At 59.3% G+C, this 24,109-nt stretch carries 28 protein-coding genes and 1 tRNA gene; 6 read left to right on the top strand and 23 right to left on the bottom strand.

Features of this window, described 5'->3' with window-relative positions; all coding sequences use genetic code 11:
- The first annotated feature begins 39 nt into the window (after positions 1-39).
- The 3 genes from copC to AB4O09_RS07670 all read left to right on the top strand — a co-directional run bounded on the left by copC (position 40) and on the right by AB4O09_RS07670 (position 2,762).
- Complete coding sequence (gene copC / locus AB4O09_RS07680) at positions 40-426, top strand: copper homeostasis periplasmic binding protein CopC (protein ID WP_003205017.1); 387 nt, start codon at positions 40-42, stop codon at positions 424-426.
- A 4-nt stretch (positions 427-430) separates the two neighbouring features.
- Positions 431-1,342, top strand: coding sequence for a copper homeostasis membrane protein CopD (gene copD, locus AB4O09_RS07675; protein WP_003205019.1), 912 nt, complete (start codon positions 431-433; stop codon positions 1,340-1,342).
- Between the two features lie 232 nt (positions 1,343-1,574).
- Positions 1,575-2,762 (top strand): cyanate transporter, encoded by a 1,188-nt coding sequence (locus tag AB4O09_RS07670; protein ID WP_003205021.1) that lies wholly within the window; start codon positions 1,575-1,577, stop codon positions 2,760-2,762.
- A 5-nt stretch (positions 2,763-2,767) separates the two neighbouring features.
- On the opposite strand, the gene AB4O09_RS07665 is transcribed toward AB4O09_RS07670, so the two are convergent.
- The 19 genes from AB4O09_RS07665 to AB4O09_RS07575 all read right to left on the bottom strand — a co-directional run bounded on the left by AB4O09_RS07665 (position 2,768) and on the right by AB4O09_RS07575 (position 17,528).
- Positions 2,768-3,451: a hypothetical protein gene (locus AB4O09_RS07665; protein WP_003205022.1), complete on the bottom strand. Its 684-nt coding sequence runs from the start codon at positions 3,449-3,451 to the stop codon at positions 2,768-2,770.
- Positions 3,452-3,695: 244 nt separating this feature from the next.
- Positions 3,696-3,771: transfer RNA gene (locus AB4O09_RS07660), tRNA-Lys, on the bottom strand.
- A 63-nt stretch (positions 3,772-3,834) separates the two neighbouring features.
- On the bottom strand, positions 3,835-4,509 hold the full coding sequence (queC, locus tag AB4O09_RS07655; RefSeq protein ID WP_161796660.1) for a 7-cyano-7-deazaguanine synthase QueC: 675 nt from the start codon (positions 4,507-4,509) through the stop codon (positions 3,835-3,837).
- A 19-nt stretch (positions 4,510-4,528) separates the two neighbouring features.
- The gene (gene queE, locus AB4O09_RS07650) at positions 4,529-5,176 is read right to left on the bottom strand and encodes a 7-carboxy-7-deazaguanine synthase QueE (RefSeq protein WP_003205025.1); all 648 of its coding nucleotides are present in this window, start codon (positions 5,174-5,176) and stop codon (positions 4,529-4,531) included.
- A gap of 167 nt (positions 5,177-5,343) precedes the next feature.
- The gene (ybgF, locus tag AB4O09_RS07645) at positions 5,344-6,183 is read right to left on the bottom strand and encodes a tol-pal system protein YbgF (protein ID WP_003205027.1); all 840 of its coding nucleotides are present in this window, start codon (positions 6,181-6,183) and stop codon (positions 5,344-5,346) included.
- Positions 6,184-6,189: 6 nt separating this feature from the next.
- On the bottom strand, positions 6,190-6,687 hold the full coding sequence (gene pal / locus AB4O09_RS07640; protein ID WP_003205029.1) for a peptidoglycan-associated lipoprotein Pal: 498 nt from the start codon (positions 6,685-6,687) through the stop codon (positions 6,190-6,192).
- Positions 6,688-6,739: 52 nt separating this feature from the next.
- Positions 6,740-8,041, bottom strand: a complete 1,302-nt coding sequence (tolB, locus tag AB4O09_RS07635; RefSeq protein ID WP_003205031.1) for a Tol-Pal system beta propeller repeat protein TolB — start codon at positions 8,039-8,041, stop codon at positions 6,740-6,742.
- The gene (gene tolA, locus AB4O09_RS07630; protein WP_003205033.1) at positions 8,038-9,117 is read right to left on the bottom strand and encodes a cell envelope integrity protein TolA; all 1,080 of its coding nucleotides are present in this window, start codon (positions 9,115-9,117) and stop codon (positions 8,038-8,040) included. The genes tolB and tolA overlap by 4 nt, the downstream gene beginning before the upstream one ends.
- A complete protein-coding gene (tolR, locus tag AB4O09_RS07625) occupies positions 9,117-9,569 on the bottom strand; it encodes a protein TolR (RefSeq protein ID WP_161796096.1) in 453 nt (150 codons plus the stop codon). The genes tolA and tolR overlap by 1 nt, the downstream gene beginning before the upstream one ends.
- Positions 9,570-9,592: 23 nt before the next feature.
- The gene (gene tolQ, locus AB4O09_RS07620; protein WP_003205035.1) at positions 9,593-10,288 is read right to left on the bottom strand and encodes a protein TolQ; all 696 of its coding nucleotides are present in this window, start codon (positions 10,286-10,288) and stop codon (positions 9,593-9,595) included.
- Complete coding sequence (gene ybgC, locus AB4O09_RS07615; protein ID WP_003205037.1) at positions 10,278-10,745, bottom strand: tol-pal system-associated acyl-CoA thioesterase; 468 nt, start codon at positions 10,743-10,745, stop codon at positions 10,278-10,280. The genes tolQ and ybgC overlap by 11 nt, the downstream gene beginning before the upstream one ends.
- A gap of 127 nt (positions 10,746-10,872) precedes the next feature.
- Positions 10,873-11,934 (bottom strand): Holliday junction branch migration DNA helicase RuvB, encoded by a 1,062-nt coding sequence (gene ruvB, locus AB4O09_RS07610; RefSeq protein WP_003178599.1) that lies wholly within the window; start codon positions 11,932-11,934, stop codon positions 10,873-10,875.
- Positions 11,935-12,543 carry a Holliday junction branch migration protein RuvA gene (gene ruvA, locus AB4O09_RS07605; protein ID WP_003205039.1) on the bottom strand — a complete coding sequence of 203 codons (609 nt, stop codon included), beginning with the start codon at positions 12,541-12,543 and terminating at the stop codon, positions 11,935-11,937.
- Between the two features lie 115 nt (positions 12,544-12,658).
- Positions 12,659-13,183, bottom strand: coding sequence for a crossover junction endodeoxyribonuclease RuvC (gene ruvC / locus AB4O09_RS07600; RefSeq protein WP_003178595.1), 525 nt, complete (start codon positions 13,181-13,183; stop codon positions 12,659-12,661).
- A 163-nt stretch (positions 13,184-13,346) separates the two neighbouring features.
- On the bottom strand, positions 13,347-14,093 hold the full coding sequence (locus AB4O09_RS07595; protein WP_003205041.1) for a YebC/PmpR family DNA-binding transcriptional regulator: 747 nt from the start codon (positions 14,091-14,093) through the stop codon (positions 13,347-13,349).
- 120 nt (positions 14,094-14,213) lie between these two features.
- A complete protein-coding gene (gene aspS / locus AB4O09_RS07590) occupies positions 14,214-15,989 on the bottom strand; it encodes an aspartate--tRNA ligase (RefSeq protein ID WP_415239346.1) in 1,776 nt (591 codons plus the stop codon).
- Between the two features lie 75 nt (positions 15,990-16,064).
- Positions 16,065-16,286 carry an FmdB family zinc ribbon protein gene (locus AB4O09_RS07585; RefSeq protein WP_003178589.1) on the bottom strand — a complete coding sequence of 74 codons (222 nt, stop codon included), beginning with the start codon at positions 16,284-16,286 and terminating at the stop codon, positions 16,065-16,067.
- A 221-nt stretch (positions 16,287-16,507) separates the two neighbouring features.
- Positions 16,508-16,849: a ribbon-helix-helix domain-containing protein gene (locus AB4O09_RS07580; RefSeq protein ID WP_003205045.1), complete on the bottom strand. Its 342-nt coding sequence runs from the start codon at positions 16,847-16,849 to the stop codon at positions 16,508-16,510.
- 208 nt (positions 16,850-17,057) lie between these two features.
- Positions 17,058-17,528, bottom strand: coding sequence for a Dps family protein (locus AB4O09_RS07575; RefSeq protein ID WP_003205047.1), 471 nt, complete (start codon positions 17,526-17,528; stop codon positions 17,058-17,060).
- Between the two features lie 394 nt (positions 17,529-17,922).
- Between AB4O09_RS07575 and AB4O09_RS07570 the strand changes: the two genes are divergently transcribed.
- A complete protein-coding gene (locus AB4O09_RS07570; RefSeq protein WP_003205048.1) occupies positions 17,923-18,528 on the top strand; it encodes a cold-shock protein in 606 nt (201 codons plus the stop codon).
- A 77-nt stretch (positions 18,529-18,605) separates the two neighbouring features.
- Here the strand turns inward: AB4O09_RS07570 and AB4O09_RS07565 are convergent, their stop codons facing one another.
- On the bottom strand, positions 18,606-18,812 hold the full coding sequence (locus AB4O09_RS07565; RefSeq protein ID WP_003205050.1) for a SlyX family protein: 207 nt from the start codon (positions 18,810-18,812) through the stop codon (positions 18,606-18,608).
- Between the two features lie 3 nt (positions 18,813-18,815).
- On the bottom strand, positions 18,816-19,241 hold the full coding sequence (locus AB4O09_RS07560; protein WP_415239345.1) for an HIT family protein: 426 nt from the start codon (positions 19,239-19,241) through the stop codon (positions 18,816-18,818).
- 889 nt (positions 19,242-20,130) lie between these two features.
- On the opposite strand from AB4O09_RS07560, the gene AB4O09_RS07555 reads away from it, so the two are divergent.
- Positions 20,131-21,456, top strand: coding sequence for an OprD family porin (locus tag AB4O09_RS07555; RefSeq protein ID WP_053163185.1), 1,326 nt, complete (start codon positions 20,131-20,133; stop codon positions 21,454-21,456).
- Positions 21,457-21,619: 163 nt separating this feature from the next.
- Here the strand turns inward: AB4O09_RS07555 and AB4O09_RS07550 are convergent, their stop codons facing one another.
- Complete coding sequence (locus tag AB4O09_RS07550) at positions 21,620-22,462, bottom strand: mechanosensitive ion channel family protein (RefSeq protein ID WP_003205055.1); 843 nt, start codon at positions 22,460-22,462, stop codon at positions 21,620-21,622.
- 83 nt (positions 22,463-22,545) lie between these two features.
- Positions 22,546-23,031 (bottom strand): YajQ family cyclic di-GMP-binding protein, encoded by a 486-nt coding sequence (locus AB4O09_RS07545; protein ID WP_003205057.1) that lies wholly within the window; start codon positions 23,029-23,031, stop codon positions 22,546-22,548.
- Between the two features lie 142 nt (positions 23,032-23,173).
- Between AB4O09_RS07545 and AB4O09_RS07540 the strand changes: the two genes are divergently transcribed.
- Positions 23,174-24,091 carry a putative 2-dehydropantoate 2-reductase gene (locus AB4O09_RS07540; RefSeq protein ID WP_460094891.1) on the top strand — a complete coding sequence of 306 codons (918 nt, stop codon included), beginning with the start codon at positions 23,174-23,176 and terminating at the stop codon, positions 24,089-24,091.
- Positions 24,092-24,109 lie beyond the last annotated feature (18 nt).

Below are 24,109 nucleotides of genomic sequence, written 5' to 3'. Positions count from 1 at the left end.
TCACTCAAAACTAAAAAACCAAGCTGTAGGAGTCCTTGCATGTCATTCATCAAAACCGCTGTTGTTGCTGTCGCCTTGTCCACCGGCCTGTTGGTCAGTGGCCTGGCCCAGGCCCACCCGAAACTGCTGTCCTCTACCCCTGCCGAAGGCGCCGAAGGTGCGGCACCGGCAAAGATCGAGCTGCATTTTTCCGAAAACCTGATGACCAAGTTTTCCGGTGCCAAGCTGATGATGACCGAGATGCCCGGCATGGCGGCGCATTCGCCCATGCCTATGCCAGCCAAGGTCTCCGGCAGCGATGACCCGAAAACCATGGTCATTGTCCCGAATGGTCCCCTCACCGCCGGCACCTATCAGGTCCAATGGCGCGCGGTGTCGTCCGACACTCACCCGATCACCGGTAACGTCACGTTCAAGGTGAAGTGAGTTGATGAGCGACTCGATCAACATTGCGCTGCGCTTTGCCCTGTACCTGGATTTGATGTTGTTGTTCGGCCTGGCCGCGTTCGGGCTCTATAGCCTGCGAGGCCAGGAACGGGTGTCAGGCGCGCAACTGCCTTTCACGCCACTGCTAGTGACCACGGCGGTGCTGGGCGGGTTGCTCTCCCTCGCCGCCATGGCGTGCATGGCCTGGGCCATGAGCGGCGTTGCGGACTGGGCCGAGCTGTGGCCGCACATTGAAATGATGGTGTTGGAGACCGACGTCGGCTCGAGTTGGACACTGCGGATGGCGGCGCTGCTGGTGGCCGTTGTCGCCGTGACGCTCAATAAACGTTGGCCGACTGCCAGCCTGGGCTTGGTCATGCTGGGCGGGGCCGTGGCCTTGGCGACGCTGGCCTGGGCAGGACACGGCGCCATGGACGAAGGCGCACGCCGCAACTGGCACTTCATCACCGACTTCCTGCACCTCTGGGCAGCGGGTGGCTGGGTCGGGGCCTTGGCCGCGTTTGCCCTGCTGCTTCGCCAGGCCGAACCGCAGTTGGCGGTACTGGCTCGGACATTGATCGGGTTTGAAACCGCCGGGGCGGTGATCGTGGTGCTCATCACCGTGACAGGGGTGGTCAATTATCTGTTCATCGTCGGCCCAAGCGTCGAAGGACTACTGGACAGCACCTATGGTCAGTTGCTGGCGCTCAAACTCGTCTTGTTCGCGGCCATGCTGGTGTTCGCCGCGCTGAACCGCTTTCACCTGAGCCCATTGCTGGAGCAGGCCCGACACACCGGCGAGCACAGGGTCGCGGTGACAGCCCTGCGGCGCAGCATGGTCCTGGAGTTCGCTGTGGCGGTGGCCATCCTTGGGTTGGTGGCATGGCTGGGGACACTGAGCCCGATGCCGGATTAAACCTTCCCCTCTGTGGGAGCGAGCTTGCTCGCGATAGCGGTGGGTCAGCTCGTACTGATGTGCAGGTATTGCCGCCATCGCGAGCAAGCTCGCTCCCACAAGGGATGGGCATTGGGCTCTCGGACAAGCTCCGTAGCGCTATCGAATTTTTAAATACCTCTGTCCAATTTTCAATTTGCCCACAACGTCCGGAGCCAGCCTAAATGCCCCTTTGCCCAGCAAAGGCGGCTCCATGGAAAATATTCGAACCTCAAGCACCCACGCCATCTGGCTGATGGTCAGCATCGTCTTGGTGGCGCTGAACCTGCGGCCCTCGATGGCAGCGGTCGGGCCGTTGTTGTCAGCTATTCGCGGCGAGGTGCCCTTGAGTTTCAGTACCGCCTCGCTGCTGACCATGTTGCCCGTCATGGCGATGGGCCTGGCGATGTTCTTGGGCATGCGCATCGCCCTGCGCATCGGTGAACACCGCACCATCGTGCTATCGCTGTTGATCATTGGCATCGCCACGGCCTCGCGCTTGTATCTGGACAGCGCCGCCGGGTTGATCGCCAGTGCGATCGTGGCCGGGCTCGGGATCGCCTTGATCCAGGCTGTGATGCCGGCACTGATCAAGTCGCGCTTCGCCGACAACGTCTCGCTGTTCATGGGCTTGTACGTCACCTCCATCATGGGTGGGGCGGCGATTGCCGCATCGTTTTCACCCTTTGTCCTGACCCAGACAGGCAGTTGGCGCGTCGGCCTGGCAATCTGGGCATTGTTGGCACTGGTCGCCCTGGGCTGCTGGTATGCCCAGCGCTCGAACATCACGCCCTTGCCCGACGGAGCGTCCCGGCATCACGAAGCGTTTTCCAGCAACGCCCGGGCCTGGCTCCTGGCGATTTTCTTTGGCCTGGGCACCGCCTCCTACACCTGTGTGCTGGCCTGGCTGGCACCGTACTACGTGGAAAAGGGCTGGAGCGAACAGCACGCTGGCCTGTTGCTGGGGTTCCTCACGGCAATGGAAGTGTTATCCGGCCTGGTCACTCCGGCGATTGCCAACCGCAGCCGGGATAAACGCCTGGTCCTGGCCGTCCTGCTGGCCCTGATCATCGGCGGCTTCTGCGGCCTGATCCTCAGCCCGGAACGCTTCAGCCTGCTCTGGGCCTGCCTGCTGGGGCTGGGTATCGGCGGCCTATTCCCCATGAGCCTGATCGTCTCCCTCGACCACCTGGACAACCCACGCCGGGCCGGCGGCCTTACCGCGTTCGTGCAGGGTGTCGGCTATCTCATCGCCGGCCTCTCGCCATTGATTGCCGGGATGATCCGCGACCAATTGGGGAGTTTTGAGTGGGCCTGGTGGTCGCTCACGGCGGTCATGGTGTTGATGATGGTGATGGTATTGCGGTTTGACCCAAAGGGTTATGGGCGACATATCCGCTAACGCTACTACTTTGTCCCGGTGAAAAAACGACTGCTGTACTCTTCCAAGGCTCGGATTTTCTCCTCGGTATCGGTCGAGAAGCGCAGTTGCAAGGGATCTTCGTCAACAACGGAAGTCGCCGCCGTGTAGGACAGCAGGTAACTGGCAAGGCCACTCTTCCAGGCAAGGATGCCGATCGCCTTGGTCAGCTCGTTCAGGTTCAGCGGCAGCGCATCTTCAATGGTGAATAAACCGATACCGTAATTGGGGTCGAACAACACCAGCTTGTCCCCGCCTCGGATGATGTAGCCAATATGGTTGGTCAGCCATTTGGAGTTTTTCAAGTAGGACGCATAACCCAGCACTGGAAACCATCCAGACAAGCTCAGGAGGACTTTACAGCCTCGCGCTTCAAACTTGGACTTATGCAGGTCACCGCAGACGTCACGGGTTTGCTGGTATCGGCCCAGGACGGCCTGCAGCGTTTCGGCCGTGTTGAGGTTGGAATTGATCTTCAGCAACGCCGCCTTGGCTTTTACAAAAGCGACATGCTCGACCCAATGCCCAAAATCGGGTTGCCCTTCCACATCATAGGAGCCGACGGCAATGCCGACCGTGGCGGTTACCCCGGCACACCATCCGCCCTTGATATCAGCCTTGATATCCTTGCCCTGATCGAATGGAGCAAACTGGGTAATTCGCAGCTTCATGTCGAATCCTCCTTGATCGAACCTCTCGCGTTTTATAACGAGGTGCACGCTGCGCTTGAACAAGGAGCGGGCTTCAACAGTCTAGGAGTTGAGGCCGGCTTTTCCAGGTTAATGGCGTAATCTCCCAAGGACTGGCGCCACACCAGTCAGATTCGGGACTTGTCCGGCCACTTTCTCGCAGGCAAAAAAAAATCCGGAAATCCTCACTTTCGTGGGCCTTCCAGACTTTTAAAACTGCAAAAAATGGTGGGTCGTGTGGGATTCGAACCTACGACCAATTGGTTAAAAGCCAACTGCTCTACCAACTGAGCTAACGACCCGCTGTGTGGTGGCGCGTATAATACTGATTTCTAAGGACTATTCAACACCTAATTTGAAATAAATCAAAAATAACGGGTTGGATCGCTCACACCCGCCGCAGCGAAGCCTTCTGCGCGCAGGCGGCAGCTGTCGCATTTGCCGCAAGCACGGCCCTGATCGTCGGCCTGATAGCAGGAAACAGTGAGCCCGTAGTCCACGCCAAGCTTCACACCGGCCTTGACGATGTCGGCCTTGCTGAGATTCTGCAACGGCGCCAGGATGCGGAAACCCTGCCCTTCTACACCGGCCTTGGTCGCCAGGTTCGCCATGCGCTCGAAGGCTTCGACGAACTCCGGGCGGCAATCCGGGTAACCGGAGTAATCCACGGCATTGACGCCGATGAAAATGTCCCGAGCGCCCAGCACTTCGGCCCAGCCCAATGCCAAGGACAGGAATACGGTGTTACGCGCCGGCACATAGGTCACCGGGATGCCTTCGCTAGGCGCCTCCGGCACGTCGATGGAACTGTCGGTCAAGGCCGAGCCACCAATGCCATTGAGGTTCAGGCCGATCACTTTGTGTTCCACCACGCCCAGGTCCCGGGCCACTCGCTCGGCAGCGTGCAGTTCAGCGCGGTGGCGCTGGCCATAATCGAAACTCATGGTGTAGCAGCGGTACCCCTCGGCACGGGCCATGGCCACGACGGTGGCCGAATCCAGGCCGCCGGACAACAGGATGACCGCACGTTTTTCGGCAATGTTCGAATGTTCAGTCATATCAGCGCCCCGGCTCGTCGTTCCAAAGATATTTATGCAGCTGCAGTTGCAGGCGCACCGGCAGGTTATCCGCCACCACCCAGTCCGCCAGGTCCCGGGCGCTCAAATCGTGATGGCTCGGCGACAACAACACTTCGCCGGCCCGCTGGTCGAGCCCGTACTGGATCAGCTTGGACACGGCCCAGTCGTAATCTTCCCGCGAACAGATCACGAACTTGACCTGATCGTTGGGGGTCAGCAACTCGATATTCTCGTAACGGTTGCGGTGCGCTTCCTTGGAGCCTGGAGTCTTCAGGTCCACGACGCGACTGACGCGCGGGTCGACGGCCGAGATATCCAGGGCGCCGCTGGTTTCCAGGGAAACCTCGTAACCGGCATCGCACAACTGCTTGAGCAAGGGGATGGCATTGGGTTGCGCCAATGGCTCACCACCCGTGACGCAGACATAACGCGGACGATAACTGGCCACTTGCTCAAGGATATCGTCGAGGGTTCGCAAGGTGCCGCCGCTGAACGCGTAGGCACTGTCGCAGTATTGGCAGCGCAACGGGCAACCGGTGAGGCGCACAAATACTGTGGGCAGCCCAGCCGTCCGCGTTTCACCCTGCAACGAGTAAAAAACTTCGGTGATTCTCAATGTGTCTTGCATAGTCGCCACGGGCGTAACAGCTAAACAGGCTGTCCGCCTCCGTCAGGCACTTCAAGGAACCCCGCCAACGCGCAGATCCCAAAAAGCGTGTTTCATAAAAAAGGGCGTGAATTCTAACGAAAAAACCCGCGACAGGCGCGGGTTTCTTCAAAACAGGTCAAGCCGACTTACATGCGTTGCAGATCACGCTGGGCCAACTGGGCGGCGGATGTACCCGGATATTGGGCCACCACCTGCTGCAGAATGCCTTTTACCTTGTCGGTGTGACCGAGGCGGCGCTCTACATCAGCCAGCTTGTACAGCGAATCCGGCACCTTGGCGTGCTTGGGATACAGTTGCGAAACCTTGGCGAATGCCTGGCCGGCACCTTGCAGGTCGCCTTTGGCCAGGTTCACTTCACCCAGCCAGTATTGGGCATTGCCCGCGTACTGGCTGTTTGGGTATTTGCGCAGGAAGGCGGCAAAGGCCTGGCTGGCCTTGTCGAAATCCTTGGCCTTGATCAGGTCGAAGGCAGCATCGTAATAGAGCTTTTCCTTCGCCGGATCAGCCGGCTCGCCACCGGCGGCAGGTGCTGCAGGAGCAGTTGCCCCCGCGCCTGCGGCTGCACCGGGGGCGTTCAAGTCGCCACCGGCAGGAGAATTCTCAGGAGTCGCGGCAGGTGCAGGTGCAACGCCGGTTCCTATGCGCCGATCAAGATCCTGGTATCGCTCCAGGTTTTCCTGCTTCATGCGCGAAATATCATTCTGCAGAACTTCGATCACGCCTTGCTGGCGCGAAAGCTGATCCTGCATTTGCTGGAGCTGGTTGAACAGCTCGCCCTGTGCCGAGACAGGGGCCGAAACCCCTCCCCCGGCATAGGCGCCGTTCGTACCGTAACCTGCAGGCGGATAGCTGCTCCCGCTATTGTTATAGCCGGCATCGTTATCGACCACAGGAACCGCAGCCCACGCCGCAAGCGGCGCGAGGCTGAGAGCCAGAACAGTTACAGCACGACGGCACGTTCGCATGACGAATTACTTACGCAGTTCGACGCGACGGTTTTGAGCCCAGGACTGCTCGTCGTTGCCGGTAGCAACTGGACGCTCTTCGCCGTAGGAAACCAGTTCCAGCTGAGCTGGGGAAACACCTTGCAGTACCAGGTAGCGTTGAACGGCTTTCGCACGACGCTCGCCCAGTGCCATGTTGTACTCACGAGTACCACGTTCGTCGGTGTTGCCTTCCAGAACAACGCGAGCGCCGTTCGACTTCAGGTCTTTGGCGTGAACGTCCAGAGCGCGCATGGCTTCTGGCTTCAGGTCCGAGCTGTCGTATTCGAAGTAGAAGGTGGTGATTGCGCGCAGAGCAGCTTCTTCGCTCAGGGAGCCGTCAACTGCACCGGTGTTAGCGCCGTAACCAGCGTTTGGATCAACAGCGCCTTCACCGGCATTGTCGCCGCCTTTGGACGAGCAACCTACAGCTACAGCCATGGCCAGAGCCAGCGCAGCAAATTTACCAAACTTCAGCATTTCCATCGTGAAACTCCTAATGAACCCCAGTGTGTTAAGTAAAACGTATAGCGCCGCGTCAGTTCAGGTAAGGGGACCAGGACGGTTCTCTGACTTCGCCTTGAGCGGTAGGAAGCGGGAGCCTCACGCGTCCATTAATGGACACGAGCATCAAGACTCCCCGGCCCTGCTGGCGGGTGGCGTAGATTACCATGGTGCCGTTGGGCGCAACAGTGGGTGACTCGTCCAGAGTGCTATCAGTGAGGATTTTTACGCTACCGCGCTGCAAATCCTGGGCCGCCACCTTGAAATTAGTGAAACCATCCTGGCGATGGATCATTACCAGGGTCTTTTCGTCCGCCGACAGTTTAGGGTTGGCGTTGTAGTTACCGACGAACGTCACGCGTTCGGCACCGCCACCACCAGCACTGGTCTTGTAGATCTGTGGCTTGCCGCCACGGTCGGAGGTGAAGTAGATGGTCGAGCCATCCTTGCCCCAGAACGGTTCGGTGTTGATGCCCGGGCCATTGGTGACGCGGGAGATCGAACGCGAAGCCAGGTTCATCACATAGATGTCCGGGTTACCGTCCTTGGACAGCACGAACGCCAAGCGCGAACCGTCCGGCGACCAGGCTGGCGCGCCGTTCAGGCCTTCGAAGTTGGTGATCTGCTCACGACGACCGGTGTCGATGTGCTGCACGAAAATGCGCGGACGCTTCTGCTCGAACGAGACATAGGCGATGCGCTTGCCATCGGGGGCGAAGCGCGGCGACAGGATTGGCTCGCGCGATTGCAGCAAGGTCACTGCACGGGCACCGTCATAGTCGGAGCGCTGCAGGGTGTAGCGGGTGTTGTTTTCGGAGAAGCGCTCGGCCGTCACGTAGAGCATGCGGGTAGAGAACGCGCCCTTGATGCCGGTGAGTTTCTCGAACGACTGGTCGGCGATGTAGTGCGACATGTCACGCAACTGATCGACGCTGCCCGACACGCTGCCGGTCAGCACTTGCTGCTCGGTGGCGACGTTGAACAGGGCGTACTGCACCTGCAGGCGACCGCCAGCCGGAACGATACTGCCGACCATGATGTACTGGGCGCCCAGGGCCTTCCAGTCACGGTAGATGACTTCGCTGGCCTGGGTCGGCAGGCTGATCATGTTCTGCTTCGGAATCGGCGCGTAGTAACCCGAGTTGCGCAGGTCGTTGCCGATGATTTCCGCCATGTCGTCCGGCAGGACGCTACCGCCCTGCCAGCCGAACGGTACGACGGCGATCGGGGTCGCCCGGTCGCTGCCGCTGGTGACCAGGATGTTCTTTTCCTCTGCTACCGCTATCCCTGCCAGGCAGCAGATAACGACCAGCATTGATCGAAGAAGGTTTCTCACAAGGCTAGATCCTCAGGTGTGAATGTCATCTTGAATGAACGATAGGGAGCAAAGTCGCTCGGTTTCATTCCTTGCATTTCCGTCAATCGCCCAATGTTCTTGACCGCTGCGACCGCCGAAGCGTCGAACGGACCGTCACCACTGGACTTGGCGACGCTGACCGAGGTAACCGTACCGTCGGGCAACATGCCGATTTGCAATACTACCGTCATGCCTTTGCGCGCCGAAGGGGGACGAGCCCAGCCTTCTGCCGCTCGTGCGCGAATCAAATCATCGTAGCTGCCGGCGACTTCATCGCCCTGCTCATCAGCCAATGCCTGCTGGCGCTCCGGCGTGTCGGAAAGCAGATCTGCCAAGGCCTGGGCCTTTTTGTCTTCGGCGGATTTACGCGCTGCGTCCTGGGCCTTTTTCTTGGCGGCGTCGGCGGCGGCTTTCTTCTTCGCGTCTTCGGCGACTTTCTTTTTCGCCTCTTCAGCTTCAGCTTTCTTCTTGGCGTCTTCGGCCGCTTTCTTCTTCGCGTCCTCGACGATCTTTTTCTTCGCTTCTTCAGCGGCCGCTTTCTTGGCCTCTTCTTCAGCGGCTTTCTTGGCTTCTTCTTCGGCCTTCTTCTTGGCTATATCAGCCAATTGTTTCTCTTCTGCCTTTTTGGCCTCGGCGGTTTTCTTCGCTTCGTCGGCTTTCTTGGCTTCGTCAGCCTTTTTCGCCTCGTCAGCTTTCTTCGCCTCATCAGCCTTCTTGGCTTCCTCGGCCTTTTGAGCCGCTTCCTCTTTCTTTTGTTCCGCGGCCTTTATCGCTTCCTGCTCGACCTTCTTCTGCTCCATCTGCTCGACTTCAGTCTGGCGCGCGGCGGATTTCTTCGCCTCACCGGCAAGCTTCTGGTTGGTCTGGGTGGTCGCCTGGCTTTTCGACTTGAGCTGGTACAACGTCGCCTGCACGATCGGCTTGGCCGGCGGCAGCTCAGGGGTCATGGCAAAACTGACGAACAGCATGCCGAACACCAGTACGTGCAGACCGATTGCCAGGACACTAGGCCAGAAGTAGCTTTCCGAGGCGGACGGCTCTCGCTGTTGCTGCATCAGGGCGCCTCAGTGATCAAGCCAACATTACCGACCCCGGCTTTCTGCAGGCCGCCCATGGCGCCCATCACGGCACCGTAGTCGACGGTCTTGTCACCGCGAATGAAGACCTGCGTGCGCTTGCCGGCGTCGTTGCCGACACGAATGATCTTGGTCACCGCATCGGTCATCTGCGGCAAGGTCATGGCCCGGTCCTGCTGCTTCTCGGTGTCGACTTCGCTGCCAAGGTTCCAGTAGTAGGTCTTGTCAGCCTTGATCGAAATGGTCAGTACCTGGGTGTTGTTGTCCTGCGGCAAGGCTTCGCTGGAAACCTTGGGCAGATCGACCTTCACGCCCTGATTGAGCATCGGCGCGGTCACCATGAAGATGACCAGCAGCACCAACATCACGTCGATGTAGGGCACCACGTTCATCTCGGCAACCGGCTTGCGCTTGTTTCGGGCTCGAGCGATTAAAGCCATGGGGAAATACCTGCTTATTCTTCGCTGGTGTGCACTTTGCGGTGCAGGATCGCCTGGAATTCATCGGCGAAGGTGTAGTAACGGCTGGTCAGCGCTTCGCTACGGGCAGCGAAGCGGTTGTAGGCGATCACGGCCGGAATGGCCGCGAACAGGCCGATGGCGGTGGCGACCAGTGCCTCGGCAATACCCGGGGCCACGGTGGCCAGGGTCGCTTGCTGGGCAGAGGCCAGGCCACGGAAGGAGTTCATGATCCCCCACACGGTGCCGAACAGACCGATGTACGGGCTGACCGAACCAACGGTGGCGAGGAACGACAGGCCTTGTTCGAGTTTTTCTTCCTCGCGGGAGATGGCCACGCGCATGGCACGAGCCACGCCTTCCATCACCGCTTCCGGGTCAACGCCTGGCTGCTGGCGCAGACGGGAGAATTCCTTGAAGCCGGCACGGAAGATCTGCTCCACGCCCGAATCCGGGTCCGGGTTGCTCCCGGCCTGACGGTAGAGCTTGGACAGGTCGATGCCGGACCAGAAGCGCTCTTCGAAGCTCTCCAGGGCACGGCGACCGGCGCGCAGCATGTTGCTGCGCTGAAAAATCATGATCCATGAGGTCACCGATGCGGCTACCAGGATCAGCATTACCAACTGCACCACGACGCTGGCATTGCTGACCAAGCTCCACATGGAGGTATGGTCGACGACGTTAGCTTCCACGCTTTATCTCCTGCTCTGAGTGTGTACCCGCGCCGCTCACGCCGGCAAAGGCCGCACGTAGAGCTTCGGGAATGGCCCGGGGTTTCAAACTATGGGTGCGCACACAGGCCACCAAAAACTGCCCTTCACAGAGCAGCACGTTATCCGTAGCCCGCCTGACCTGCTGCTTGAAACGCAGGCTGACACGGTTCAATTCGATGACATCGGCACTTACCACCAGTTCGTCGTCCAGTCGCGCCGGCGCGTGGTAGCGCGCTTCGCTGGAATGCACGACGAATAACAGGTCCTCCCCTGCCAGCGCGGATTGGGCAAAACCCAGTTCCCGCAGCCGTTCGGTTCGAGCCCGTTCCATAAACTTGAGGTAATTGACGTAGTAGACGATGCCGCCAGCATCGGTGTCCTCGTAATAAACGCGACAGCGATGTGCGAACGACTCCAGCCCGTTTTGCGCGCGCATACTCTAGTGCTTACTCCTCAGGTTGCCAATCGGCCAGGCAACTGTTTTTTCATTCTCGAACGCATTGACGCTCCAGGCGTGGTCTGGGACAGCACGAACTGGAAAAAAGTCGGCGTACAGAGCTCGTTCAATCGTCCACGGCATCGAGGAATTCGTCTACCACCGGCATCTCACCCATTCGTGTCGGGATGTTTAAGCCAAAATGCAAATAAGCATGACGGGTCACCACGCGCCCGCGAGGGGTACGCATGATGTAGCCCTGCTGGATCAGGTACGGTTCCAGCACATCTTCAATGGTGTGGCGCTCTTCGCTGATGGCCGCCGCCAGGCTGTCCACGCCCACCGGGCCACCGTCGAATTTCTCGATCATGGTCAGCAGCAGGCGCCGGTCCTGATGGTCGAAACCGCGCTCGTCGATGTCCAGCAGGTTCAACGCCAGGTCGGCAATCGGCTTGGTGATGTGGCCCTTGGCGCGGACTTCGGCAAAATCCCGGACCCGGCGCAGCAGGCGGTTGGCGATCCGCGGCGTACCCCGGGCACGCCGGGCGATCTCATACGCACCGTCCGGGTCCAGCGGCAACCCGAGGATGCCCGCCGAACGACTGACAATCGTCGCCAGGTCGGCGTTGTTGTAGAACTCCAGGCGCTGGACGATACCGAAGCGGTCCCGCAACGGGTTGGTCAGCATGCCAGCGCGGGTGGTGGCGCCCACCAGGGTGAAGGGCGGCAGGTCGAGCTTGATCGAGCGTGCCGCCGGCCCTTCGCCGATCATGATGTCAAGCTGGAAATCTTCCATGGCCGGATACAGCACTTCCTCGACGATCGGCGACAGCCGATGGATTTCGTCGATGAACAGCACGTCATGGGGCTCAAGATTGGTCAGCAGCGCCGCCAGGTCACCCGGCCGCTCGAGGACCGGCCCGGACGTGCTCTTGATCGAGACGCCCATTTCCTGGGCAATGATGTTGGCCAGGGTAGTCTTGCCCAGGCCCGGCGGACCGAAGATCAAGGTGTGGTCCAGCGACTCGCTGCGCCCACGGGCGGCCTGGATGAACAACTCCATCTGCTCGCGCACGGTCGGTTGGCCGATGTAGTCGGCCAGGCTGACAGGACGAATCGCGCGGTCCTGGATTTCCTCGCGGTCACGGGGCGCGCCCGTGGCGGCGATCAGGCGGTCAGCTTCAATCACTTAAATCATTCCCTTCAGGGCACGGCGAATCATGTCTTCAGTGCTCAGGCCTTTTTCCTTGATGGCGGAAATCGCCTTGCTGGCTTCCTGCGGCTTGTAGCCCAGGGAGATCAGCGCGGTGACCGCATCGCTTTCGGCGCTGACCGCAGGCGCAGGCGCGTCCGGCTGGTTCGGCACCAGGGCGAACATAGCCGGCACCGCCTCCCAGGCCTTGAAGCGGTCCTTGAGTTCGACCAGCAGGCGCTCGGCGGTTTTCTTGCCCACACCCGGCACCTTGGTCAGGGCCGAGGTGTCCTGGGACTGCACGCAACGGACCAATTCATCGACTTCCAGGCTCGACATCAAGGCCAGGGCCAGTTTCGGGCCGACGCCATTGAGACGGATCAGCTCGCGGAAGAAGTCTCGCTCGCGCTTGCCGACGAAGCCATAGAGTAACTGCGCATCCTCGCGCACGACCAAATGGGTGTGCAGGGTCAGCGGCTCGCCGACCGACGGCAAGCGATACAGCGTGGTCATGGGCACTTCCAGCTCATAGCCCAGGCCATTTACATCCAGAATCAGGTGCGGCGGCTGTTTTTCAGCCAGGGTGCCGCGCAAGCGTCCAATCACGTTTCAGATCCTTGGGTGTTGGCCAGCCTGCTGGCTGGCGAGTAACAGCCCGGGCAGGAAGGCCGACGACACAGGCGCAAGATGCTCGGGCTCACGAAAGATTGCGCTGATGCTATCAGAGACGCAGGCGCCCGCCACGACTGCGTGCGGTTCCCAGGCCGTGAGGCAACAGGCTGGAACGGGTATGGGCATGGCAAATGGCAATGGCCAGGGCGTCGGAGGCATCGATCTGCGGCTTGCTGACCAGTTTCAACAGGTGCATCACCATCATTTGCACCTGCTCCTTGTTCGCCGCCCCGGTTCCGACGACCGCCTGCTTGACCTGGGTCGCGCTGTACTCGGCGATCTCCAGGTTTTCCTCGGCGCCAGCAACGATTGCCGCGCCCCGGGCCTGCCCCAGCTTCAGGGCCGAGTCGGCGTTGCGCGCCATGAAAACCTTTTCGATGCCCATGGTGACCGGGCCGTAGGTCTGGATGACCTCACGCACGCCGCGATAAACGATCTGCAAGCGCTCGTGCAGTTCACCCGCCCCGGTGCGGATGCAACCAGACGCGACGTACACGCAGCCGCGCCCGGTATCGCGAACCACACCGTAGCCGGTGATGCGCGAACCAGGGTCGATACCAAGGATTAAAGTCATAGCGCCTGCGGTTTGAAGGGGAGTTATCCAGACCTGTGGGAGCGAGCTTGCTCGCGATGGCGTCGGATCAGCAAGCACAGTGTTGACTGATGTATCACTATCGCGAGCAAGCTCGCTCCCACAGGTTGATCATTGGCAATCGTCAATATTTGAACTGGCTTTCTCAGCCCAGCTGTTCAGCCACCGACTCCGGAATGTCAGCGTTAGAGTAGACGTTCTGCACATCATCCAGGTCTTCAAGCATGTCGATCAGCTTGAGCACCTTCTCGGCGCCTTCGAGGTCCAGTTCGGCACTGGTGGTCGGCTGCATGACGATCTCTGCGTCGGCGGGCTTGAAACCGGCCGCCTCCAGGGCGTTGCGCACGGCATAGAAGCTGGCGAACGAAGTAAACACGTCGAACGAGCCGTCTTCGTGGCTGACCACGTCATCGGCGTCGGCCTCCAGGGCCGCTTCCGTCAGGGCATCTTCATCGAGGCCCGGCGCGAAGCTGATCTGCCCCTTGCGCTCGAACAGGTAAGCCACCGAACCATCGGTGCCCAGGTTGCCACCGCATTTGCTGAAGGCGTGACGCACGGCGGCGGCAGTACGGTTGCGGTTGTCGGTCATGCATTCGACCATCACCGCCACGCCGCCAGGGCCATAACCTTCGTAGGTCAGCTCTTCAACGTTGTCAGCCTCGGTCGCACCGGCGCCACGGGCGACGGCCCGATCGATGATATCGCGGCTCATGTTGGCACCCAGCGCCTTGTCCAGGGCCAGGCGCAAGCGCGGGTTGGAACCCGGGTCGCCGCCACCCTGGCGGGCCGCGACCGTCAGCTCACGGATCCACTTGGTGAAGATCTTGCCTCTCTTGGCATCCTGACGTTCTTTGCGGTGCTTGATGTTCGCCCACTTGGAATGACCTGCCATAACTCGCTCCGTTTCTCTTTGGAACATTGCCCGCCCTGCGCGTACACAGTGGCCGGCAATCAGAAATATCGACCCCAATGAAAAGGCGCATCCGAAGATGCGCCCTCTCAGGTGCCAGCCTTACTCAGCCTTTGGCTGTTCACGCAGACGAATGTGCAACTCGCGCAATGCCTTGGCATCCACCACACCCGGCGCCTGGGTCATGACATCGGCCGCGCTCTGGGTTTTCGGGAACGCGATCACTTCACGGATCGACTGGGCGCCGGTCATCAGCATCACCAGACGGTCCAGGCCGAAGGCCAGGCCACCGTGGGGCGGTGCACCGTACTTCAGGGCGTCGAGCAGGAAGCCGAACTTCTCTTCCTGCTCGGCTTCGTTGATGCCCAGCAGGCGGAACACTGCCTGTTGCATTTCCTTGCGGTGGATACGGATCGAACCGCCACCCAGTTCGGTGCCGTTCAGGACCATGTCGTAAGCGCGCGACAGAGCGGTGGCCGGGTTGGCCTCCAGCTCTTGCGGCGAGCACTTCGGCGCGGTGAACGGGTGGTGCAGCGCCGAGAAGCTGCCGTCGTCGTTTTCTTCGAACATCGGGAAGTCAACGACCCACATTGGCGCCCATTCGCAAGTCAGCAGCTTCAGGTCGTGACCCAGCTTGATACGCAGCGCGCCCAGGGCTTCGCTGACGATCTTGGCCTTGTCGGCACCGAAGAACACGATGTCGCCGTCAACCGCGCCCACGCGATCGAGGATCACATTGAGGTTGGCTTCAGGGATGTTTTTCACGATCGGCGATTGCAGGCCATCAACACCCGCGGCGCGCTCGTTGACCTTGATGTAGGCCAGGCCCTTGGCACCGTAGATGCCGACGAACTTGGTGTAGTCGTCGATCTGCTTGCGCGGCATGCTGGCGCCGCCAGGAACGCGCAAGGCCGCGATACGGCATTTCGGGTCGTTGGCCGGGCCGCTGAACACCTTGAACTCGACGTCCTTGAGCTGGTCAGCCACGTCCACCAGCTCCAGCGGGTTACGCAGGTCTGGCTTGTCGGAACCGTAGCGGCGCATGGCCTCTTCGAAGGTCATGTGCGGGAACTCGCCGAATTCCAGACCCAGCACTTCCTTGAACAGGTTGCGGATCATGCCTTCGGTCAGGCCCATGATGTCTTTTTCGTCGAGGAAGCTGGTCTCGATGTCGATCTGAGTGAACTCAGGCTGACGGTCGGCACGCAGGTCTTCGTCGCGGAAGCACTTGGCGATCTGATAGTAGCGATCGAACCCGGCCACCATCAGCAGTTGCTTGAACAACTGTGGCGATTGCGGCAAGGCGAAGAAGCTGCCGGGGTGGGTACGGCTCGGCACCAGGTAGTCGCGGGCGCCTTCCGGCGTGGCGCGGGTCAGGATCGGCGTCTCGACGTCGAGGAAGCCGTTCTCGTCCAGGTAACGACGGATGCTGGTGGTCATGCGCGAACGCAGGCGCAGCTTCTCGGCCATCTCCGGGCGACGCAGGTCGATGAAGCGGTAGCGCAGGCGGGTTTCTTCGCCCACGTCGGAGTATTCGTTGAGCGGGAACGGCGGGGTTTCCGATTCGTTGAGCACTTCCAGCTCGTAACCCAGCACTTCGATCATGCCGGACGCCATGTTGGCGTTGCCAGCACCGGCCGGACGCAGACGCACCTTGCCGGTGATCTTGACCACATATTCGCTGCGCACGCGGTCGGCGGCGGTGAAGGTGTCAGCGCGGTCCGGATCGAACACCACCTGGGCCAGGCCTTCACGATCACGGATATCGAGGAAAATCACCCCGCCATGGTCACGGCGACGATGGACCCATCCGCAAAGAGTAACTTCCTGACCTTCCAGGCTTTCGTTCAGTTGGCCGCAATAATGGCTGCGCATCATGGTAGTGGTTTCACTTCTCGTAATTCGAAATTCGGTTGGAGGACCTGCCCGTGCAAGCACTCGCGCGTGTTCAACTCAATCAGCTTTGTCGCCACCGGCCAAATTCTTCTTGGCGCCGGTCTTGAAGTCGGTTTCATACCAGCCTGTGCCGCCGAGGCGGAAACCAGGCATGGACAGCATCTTTTTCAGTTCTGGCGCCTGACAGGCAGGGCAGTCGACCAGCGGTGCCGCGCTGATCTTTTGAATGGCTTCCATCTGATGACCACAGGAAGCACATTGATAGTCGTACATCGGCATGGGGTTGTCTCGGCGATCAGGTTACTCGCGCAAAGGCTGGGCTTTGCGGCAAAGAGCGGGATTATATCCATTAAATGCGGCCTGTGCAGCCGTAAGACCGCACAGGCCATTTCCGGATGCTGTGTAGGAGCTGACGAGTGCAACGAGGCTGCGATCTTGCCCCAGACACTTGAGTCGCAAGCGCAAGATCAAGATCCAAAGATCGCAGCCTTCGGCAGCTCCTACGCCGCACCATGATCCATCCCGGTCTCCTTCAAACTGTGCACCACGCAGACCACACGCACCAGCGCGCTGAAATTGCGCACCCCGCCATGGCGCAGGTGCACCTCCCTGTCGACATGGGACAGCAACGTGCTGATGGAACAGCTGTTGAGCTGGGCCATGTCACCGAGGATATCCCAATAGACCTGTTCCAGCCGCAGACAGGTGGCGAACCCGTTCAGACGAATGGATCGGGCCAGGGGGCGCACCAGCTGCATATCGAACCCCCTGACGAACGGATCGACGCTGATGGACTGAAAGCGCCCACGCAAACCCTCCCCCGGTTCTTTTCCTTGAATCATACCGTTGACACTCCTTTGCCATACGAACCTCTCAGTTGGAACACTCCATCTGTGGCTCTATGGAAGCTCAACGGCATCGCCAGTTCCAGACGACTTTATGACCATGGACGTAGGACAAGCCAACAGCAGGCAGGCGATGAATTACGCCGTCCTACACGCCGCGCGCTGGGAATGCTGCCCGCGCCACGTCATCACCTGCCTGAGGTTACTAACCCTCCAGCAACGCCCGCAGCATCCACGCGGTCTTTTCGTGAACTTGCATGCGCTGGGTCAGCAGGTCGGCGGTGGGCTCATCACTGACCTTGTCCAATAAAGGAAAGATGCCCCGGGCCGTACGCGTCACCGCTTCCTGGCCCTCGACCAGTTGCCGGATCATGTCTTCGGCGCCAGGCACGCCTTCCTCTTCCTTAATAGAAGACAGGCGCGCGTACACCGAGTAGGCCCCCGGGGCCGGGAAACCCAGGGCGCGAATTCGCTCGGCAATCAGGTCCACCGCCAGGGCCAGCTCGTTGTATTGCTCCTCGAACATCAGGTGCAGGGTCCGAAACATCGGCCCCGTGACGTTCCAGTGGAAATTGTGGGTCTTGAGATACAGCACATAGGTGTCCGACAGCAGGCGCGAAAGCCCGTCGACGATGGACTTGCGGTCTTCTTCACTGATACCGATATCAATTGCCATGTTGGTTGATCTCCTGACGGTGATGAATTCGACAACGCCCCAAACTCTAGTGGTTTTGGCCGCCTATGGCCTGCGACAGATCGCCAGCCCTCCTGAACCGACAAGCCGGGACAGCGAGCGGTTCCGACGCCCCGAGGAATTCAACGCCGTTTGCCTGGCACCTTCAAGCACCGGCGGGTCTTTTCTGGCCGACGAACAGCGCGGTACGTGCCCGTAACGAGTTTGAGAAGGCCGGGGCTTTGCTGTTAAATAGGCAGTGTGTCGCTACGCTTATTTTCCCGGGTGTGGCGCATAGGCTGATTCGGGTACGTGTCCAACGCCTCTCATTGTTTCGAAGCGAACCGCCCCCGACCAGCTCTTCCTTGTGATCTGTCTTAACCGTGAGCCAATCAAAATGTTGAAAATCGTCCACTTGCTAATGGGCGCAGCTGCCCTGCTGCTGTCCTTCATCCCTAGCCTGGGTTCCGAAGCCACACCTTACCTGCAACACCCCGATGCACTGTACCTGGCCTTTTTCGGCCTGCTCAACCTGACCCTCGCACCTGTTATCCCTTACTGGAACAAAGGTCCACGTCACCAACTGCAAAACCTGGTCAGTGCCCTGCTGGTGCTGGCCGTTGCCCTGCAAACCCTGGCCCTGCTGGCGCCTATGCCGGAAATCGGCGGTCAACCGGCCATTCTGTTCAGCCTGGGTGCAGCACTGCTCGCCGTGGCACTGCACCTGGCCGTCAGCTTCTACAAGAAGTCGTCGCCGGCCGCCGCTGCGCAGAACTACGACATGTCCAACCGCGATACCGGCACGGTGAAGTGGTTCAATACGTCCAAAGGGTTCGGCTTCATCTCCCGCGACTCCGGCGATGACATTTTCGTGCATTTCCGGGCCATTCGTGGCGAAGGCCATCGCGTCCTGGTGGAAGGCCAGCGCGTGGAGTTCTCCGTGATGAACCGCGACAAGGGCCTGCAGGCCGAAGATGTGATCGCCGCGCTGCCGCGCCGCTGATCCCAGCATAAAAAAACCGCGATGCAGCCTGGCTGCTCGCGGTTTTTTATTGCCCGTCAAACGAGAGTCGGGCCTGGTCAGTAGTGAGGAGGCGGCGCCTCTTCTTCGAACGACTCGAACTGCCCGGCCATTTCTTCCTGGCGCTTGAGCAACGCCGCCATCTGCAGCTGCAGACGCTCGACGATCCGCTGCTGCTCCACAAGCACGTCGTTCAATGCCTGGATGGTGTCATCCTGAAACGCCAGACGGCTTTCCAGATCGGTTACGCGGTCTTCAAGGTTCATGGTTCAGCCCTCCAGAAACTTGAACTCATCGGTCAAGGCCACTCGCAACCGTTCACGAATGGCCGCGACCTGCCCTGCATTATAAGGCTGGGCTGGGTGTTTGCCCCAGACCGGCGCAGGCCAGGCGGCATCATCACGCTTGCGCACGATGACGTGCATGTGCAATTGACTGACGACGTTACCCAGGGTTGCAACGTTCATCTTGTCGGCATCGAACGAATCCTTGAGGGTTTCGGCCAGCGCCGTGGTTTCTTTCCACAGCTGTTGTTGATCAGCGTCATCCAATTGAAACAATTCGCTGATATCTTCCCGCCGCGGTACGAGGATGAACCACGGGTAGTTCGAATCGTTGGACAAGAGCAACCGGCACAACGGGAAATCACCGATGGGCAATGTGTCTTGTTGCAGTCGTGGATCTAAAGCGAACACCGCGTGTACTCCTCGCTCGTTATTGGTTCTGCCCGGTTTGGCGGCCCGCAGGCCTGCATAGGACTCAGATGCGCAGCATACCCGCGAACGCCGGATCGATCACTGCGTACCGTGCTGATGCCCGGCCTTCGAATGATTTTTTTCAACATACGGCATCAACCTGTGCAACCTGACGCACCAACACAGCGCAAGCGGCACGGTAAGGTCCTGACAGGACCATGCCAGAGCCCAGGCAAAGCCTCGACGCTGTAAGATTTTCGTACAACCTGAAATTTTTTTGCACCAAAACAGCACAGTGCGTCTACGCTCAGTGCACAAAGTATCCGTGATTTACTCACTGGGTAGGGTGAACCGGTAACGTTTTTGATTGTCTTGCCACGTTTGCTGGCGTCAAACACGAGAGCCGCACACGAGTCAACCCTATTTAAAACAAGGCCTTTGGAGCCCGGTTTCATGAGGTTTCACCGCGTCAATCGATAAAATGTGAAAAAAATGTAAACGAAAATCGGGTTTGAGCATGCTTGTTGCATTCATCCCCGCACTGTCCAAAGGTCCCGCCGGACGCGGGAACCTGCCGACATACAAAATTAAAGTGGCAAGGCTGCCCTCAGGAGCTTCAAGCGCAGTAATGACGGACTCTTTACACCGATGCCGGAAAAAGAAAACGACATTAAAGTTGTGAATACGGTTGCGTCGGGATAGCTGAAATACGACATGGATCGAGCCATTGGCGACATGGTCGTAAAGAAGCTGAAAGGTTGAATGGGCAAGTATCGCCAATAATGTCGTCGTGATATAAGTTTGCGCCGACACAAAAAGAAAGAGCCGCCCAGATAAAAAAACAGGTGGGACGGCAGTACTCTTCTAAAAACCAAAGGAGCAAATCACGATGCGCGTGATGAAGTGGAGCATGATCGCACTGGCTGTATCGGCCGGTACCTCGCAGTTCGCAATGGCGTCCTCCCAGGATGAATCCAAAGGTTTCCTTGAAGACCAGAGTCTGAAAGCCAAGACCCGTATGGAATACATGAACCGTGACTACAAGAATGGGGACAGCAACCCATCTTCTGGCACTAGCGGTTATCGTCAGGACACCGGTATCAGCGAGCTGATTACCTATGAATCCGGCTTTACCCAAGGCACCGTAGGCGTCGGCCTCGATGCAATGGTCATGGGTTCGGCCAAGCTGGACGGCGGTTCGGGTCGTCGTGGCAACGGTCTGTTTGCCAACGACAGCGACGGCAATCCGGAAAAAACCCAGTCCAAGGCAGGCGCAGCTATCAAGTTCCGTCTCTCCGACACCACTCTGAAATACGGCCAGCAATTCGTTGCCAGCCCTGTCTTTGCAACCGATGACAGCCGTCTGATCCCTGAAGTGGCTACCGGTACCCTGGTCACTTCCAAAGAGATCAAAGGCCTGGAGCTGAGCGCAGGTCGCTTCACGTCCCTGAGCAAACAAACCGGGATGGGCCGTGACAGCATCGGCGGTCTGCCTGATGAAAATGGTAACGGCGGTAAAGGCCTGACCAACATCAACATCTTCGGCGCCAGCTACGCCTTCACCGATAACTTTACCGGTGCTTTGGCTGCATCCGATGCTGACGACTACTTCAAGAAGTACTACGTCAACCTGAACTACACCCTGCCGATCAACGACGAACAGTCGCTGAACTTCGACTTCAACGGCTACAAAACCAAAGGCGAGAGCCGCGGCGATCTGGTTGATGCCATCGGCGACGGTACCCGAGGCGTTGATAACAACCTGTGGTCCCTGGCTGCTGCCTATAGCATCGGCGCTCACAAGTTCACCATCGCTCACCAGCGCTCCAGTGGCGACAACGCTTACTACTATGGCGTTGACGGCAACGGCACCATCTTCGTATCCAACTCCATTCAGATCTCCGACTTCGTGGGCCGCGACGAGCGTTCCTGGCAGGCTCGCTACGACCTGAACATGAAAACCTATGGTGTACCGGGCCTGAGCTTCATGACCCGTTACGTAATGGGTGACAACATCAGCACCAACGGTCTGGGCGAAGGCAAAGAAAACGAGTGGAACGTTGAATCCAAGTACGTTCTGCAAGAAGGCCCAGCCAAAGATCTGTCGTTCCGCGTGCGTTTCGCCAACTACCGTTCGAACGGCGCTTACAGCGGCTACTCGGGTGACGTGTATGACACTCGCGTAATCGTCGAATACCCACTGAGCATCTTGTAATTCAGTGCTAATTCGATAGCTGCACCCGCAACAAACAAAAACCGCTCACCTGATCCAGGTGAGCGGTTTTTTTATTTCGACTGCATTCAGTCTTTATACAACTTCTTAATTAGCAAGCTAACTAAACATAACCTGACCCCAGCGCCAGGTTATAGTCGAATCATTATTGCGCTGGCCCTTCCTGAACGACCCGAATCACTCGCTGTGGAAACGGAATATCAATACCCGCGTCCTTCAAGCGATCCCGCGCCTGTTCATTGAGCATGAACATCACGTTCCAATAATCCGCCGTCTTGACCCAAATGCGCAGCGACACCGTGATGGAACTGTCGCCCAAGGTGGAAATCACCGCTTCAGGCGCTGGATCAGCCAGCACGCGCTCATCCTTGGCCAACGCCAACAACACTTCCCGGGCTTTTTGCAGGTCAGCCTGATAATCCACGCCTACATCGAACACGACCTTGCGGGTCGGCTGGCGATTGGTATTGGTGATGATGCCGTTCGAAAGATTGCCGTTTGGCACGATGACAGTCTTGTTGTCACCGGTGCGAATCACGGTGTGGAAGATCTGGATGCTGTCGACCGTACCGGCCACACCCTGGGCTTCGATCCAGTCACCAATGCGGAACGGGCGGAACAGCAGGATCAGCACGCCACCGGCGAAGTTCGCCAGGCTGCCTTGCAAGGCCAGGCCAATCGCCAGGCCGGCGGCACCGATGGCGGCGACGAATGAGGTGGTTTCCACGCCGATCATCGAAGCGACGCTGACGATCAGCAATATCTTCAGGATGATGTTGGCCAGGGTACTGATAAACCCTTGCAGCGCCAGGTCGGCGTTACGCAAGGCCAGCAGCGCGCCGAGTTTCTGCGTCACTTTGTTGATCAACCACCAGCCGATGGCCAGGGTGATGACGGCCAGCAACACGCGGCTGCCGTATTCCATGATCATGGGGATCCAGGTCTGGGAAGCCTTGACCAGGTTGTCCACTTCAGCATTCAAATCCATCTTTCTCTCCTATTCCTGTTGCACGCAGCATTTTGTGGCGAGGGGATTTATCCCCTCGCCACAATGTTTAATACAACCCAGTATCAGTCGCGGAAGTTGTTGAATTGCAGCGGCATACCGAATTCCTTGCCGCGCAGTGCCGCAATGGCTTCTTGCAAGTCGTCACGTTTTTTGCCGGTGACCCGCACCTGCTCGCCCTGGATGGCGGCTTGCACCTTGAGCTTGGCGTCCTTGATATGAGCGACGATCTTCTTCGCCAGCTCCTTGTCGATGCCTTCCTTGAGCACGGCTTCCTGTTTCATCAGCTTGCCCGAGGCATAGGCGTCCTTGACCTCAAGGCACTGCACGTCGATCTTGCGCTTGACCAGCGCCAGCTTGAGGATCTCGATCATCGCCTCGAGCTGGAAATCGGCCTCGGCGGTCAGGTTCACGGTCAGGTCTTTTTCCTTGAACTCGAAACTGCCCTTGCCCTTGAGGTCATAACGACGGTCGAGTTCCTTGACGGCGTTTTCAACCGCGTTGGTGACTTCGTGTTTGTCCAGTTCGGATACCACGTCGAATGACGGCATGTAGTGTTCTCCAAATAAAAAGGCGCGCCAGTATCAACGGCGCGCGCTTGGCTTATGGTTAAAATCGGGCTCATTATAACGGCTCTTTTCCTGCCGACACGGCGAGCCCTCAGATGCTTGCGCCAATCCGAGTAAAAAACTGATGTCTACCACCTGGCATGTCCTAGGGGCCGGCAGTCTCGGCACATTGTGGGCCACGCGCCTGGCCCGGGCCGGGTTGCCGGTGCGGCTGGTGCAGCGCAACGAAGCCCGCCTGCAGGCCTACCGAAGCGCCGGCGGCCTGACGTTGGTGGAACAGGGACAGGCGCAGAGCTACCCGATACCTGGCGAAACGGCGGACAGCCCGGAACCGATCAGGCGCCTGCTATTGGCCTGCAAAGCCTACGACGCGGAAGCGGCCGTGGCCTCGGTGGCCCATCGCCTGGACGCCGAATCGGAACTGATCCTGTTGCAGAACGGCCTCGGCAGCCAGGACGCGGTGGCCAATTGCGTACCCCAAGCCCGTTGCATCAGCGCCTCCAGCACCGAAGGCGCGTTCCGCGACGGTGACTGGCGCGTGGTGTTCGCCGGCCACGGCTACACCTGGCTGGGCGATCCTGCTCACCCAGTGGCGCCGTTCTGGCTCGACGACCTGGCCGCCGCCGGCATTCCCCACGAATGGAGCGCCGACATCCTCACCCGGCTCTGGCGCAAGCTGGCGCTCAACTGCGCAATCAACCCGCTGACCGTGCTGCACCACTGCAAGAACGGCGGCTTGCAGGAACACCGCTGCGAAGTGGCGACCCTGTGCGCAGAGCTCACCGACCTGCTCGAACGTTGTGGCCAGCCCGCGGCGGCCGAAGATTTGCAACCGGAAGTTGAACGAGTGATCCAGGCCACGGCCGCCAATTACTCCTCGATGTACCAGGATGTCGCCAATCGGCGCCGCACCGAAATCAGCTACTTGCTCGGTTACGCCTGCAAGGTCGCCCAACGCCATGAACTGACCGTGCCGCACCTGGAACAACTGCGGCAGCGACTGATTGCCCACTTGCACAACCTCGGATTGCCCAGCGACTGAGCAGCGGCTACGCTGGCC

The sequence above is a fragment of the Pseudomonas sp. H1_F01 genome, assembly GCF_054681425.1.
The sequence above is the reverse complement of the archived record's forward strand: the minus strand, read 5'-3'. Positions and strand labels throughout refer to the sequence as shown.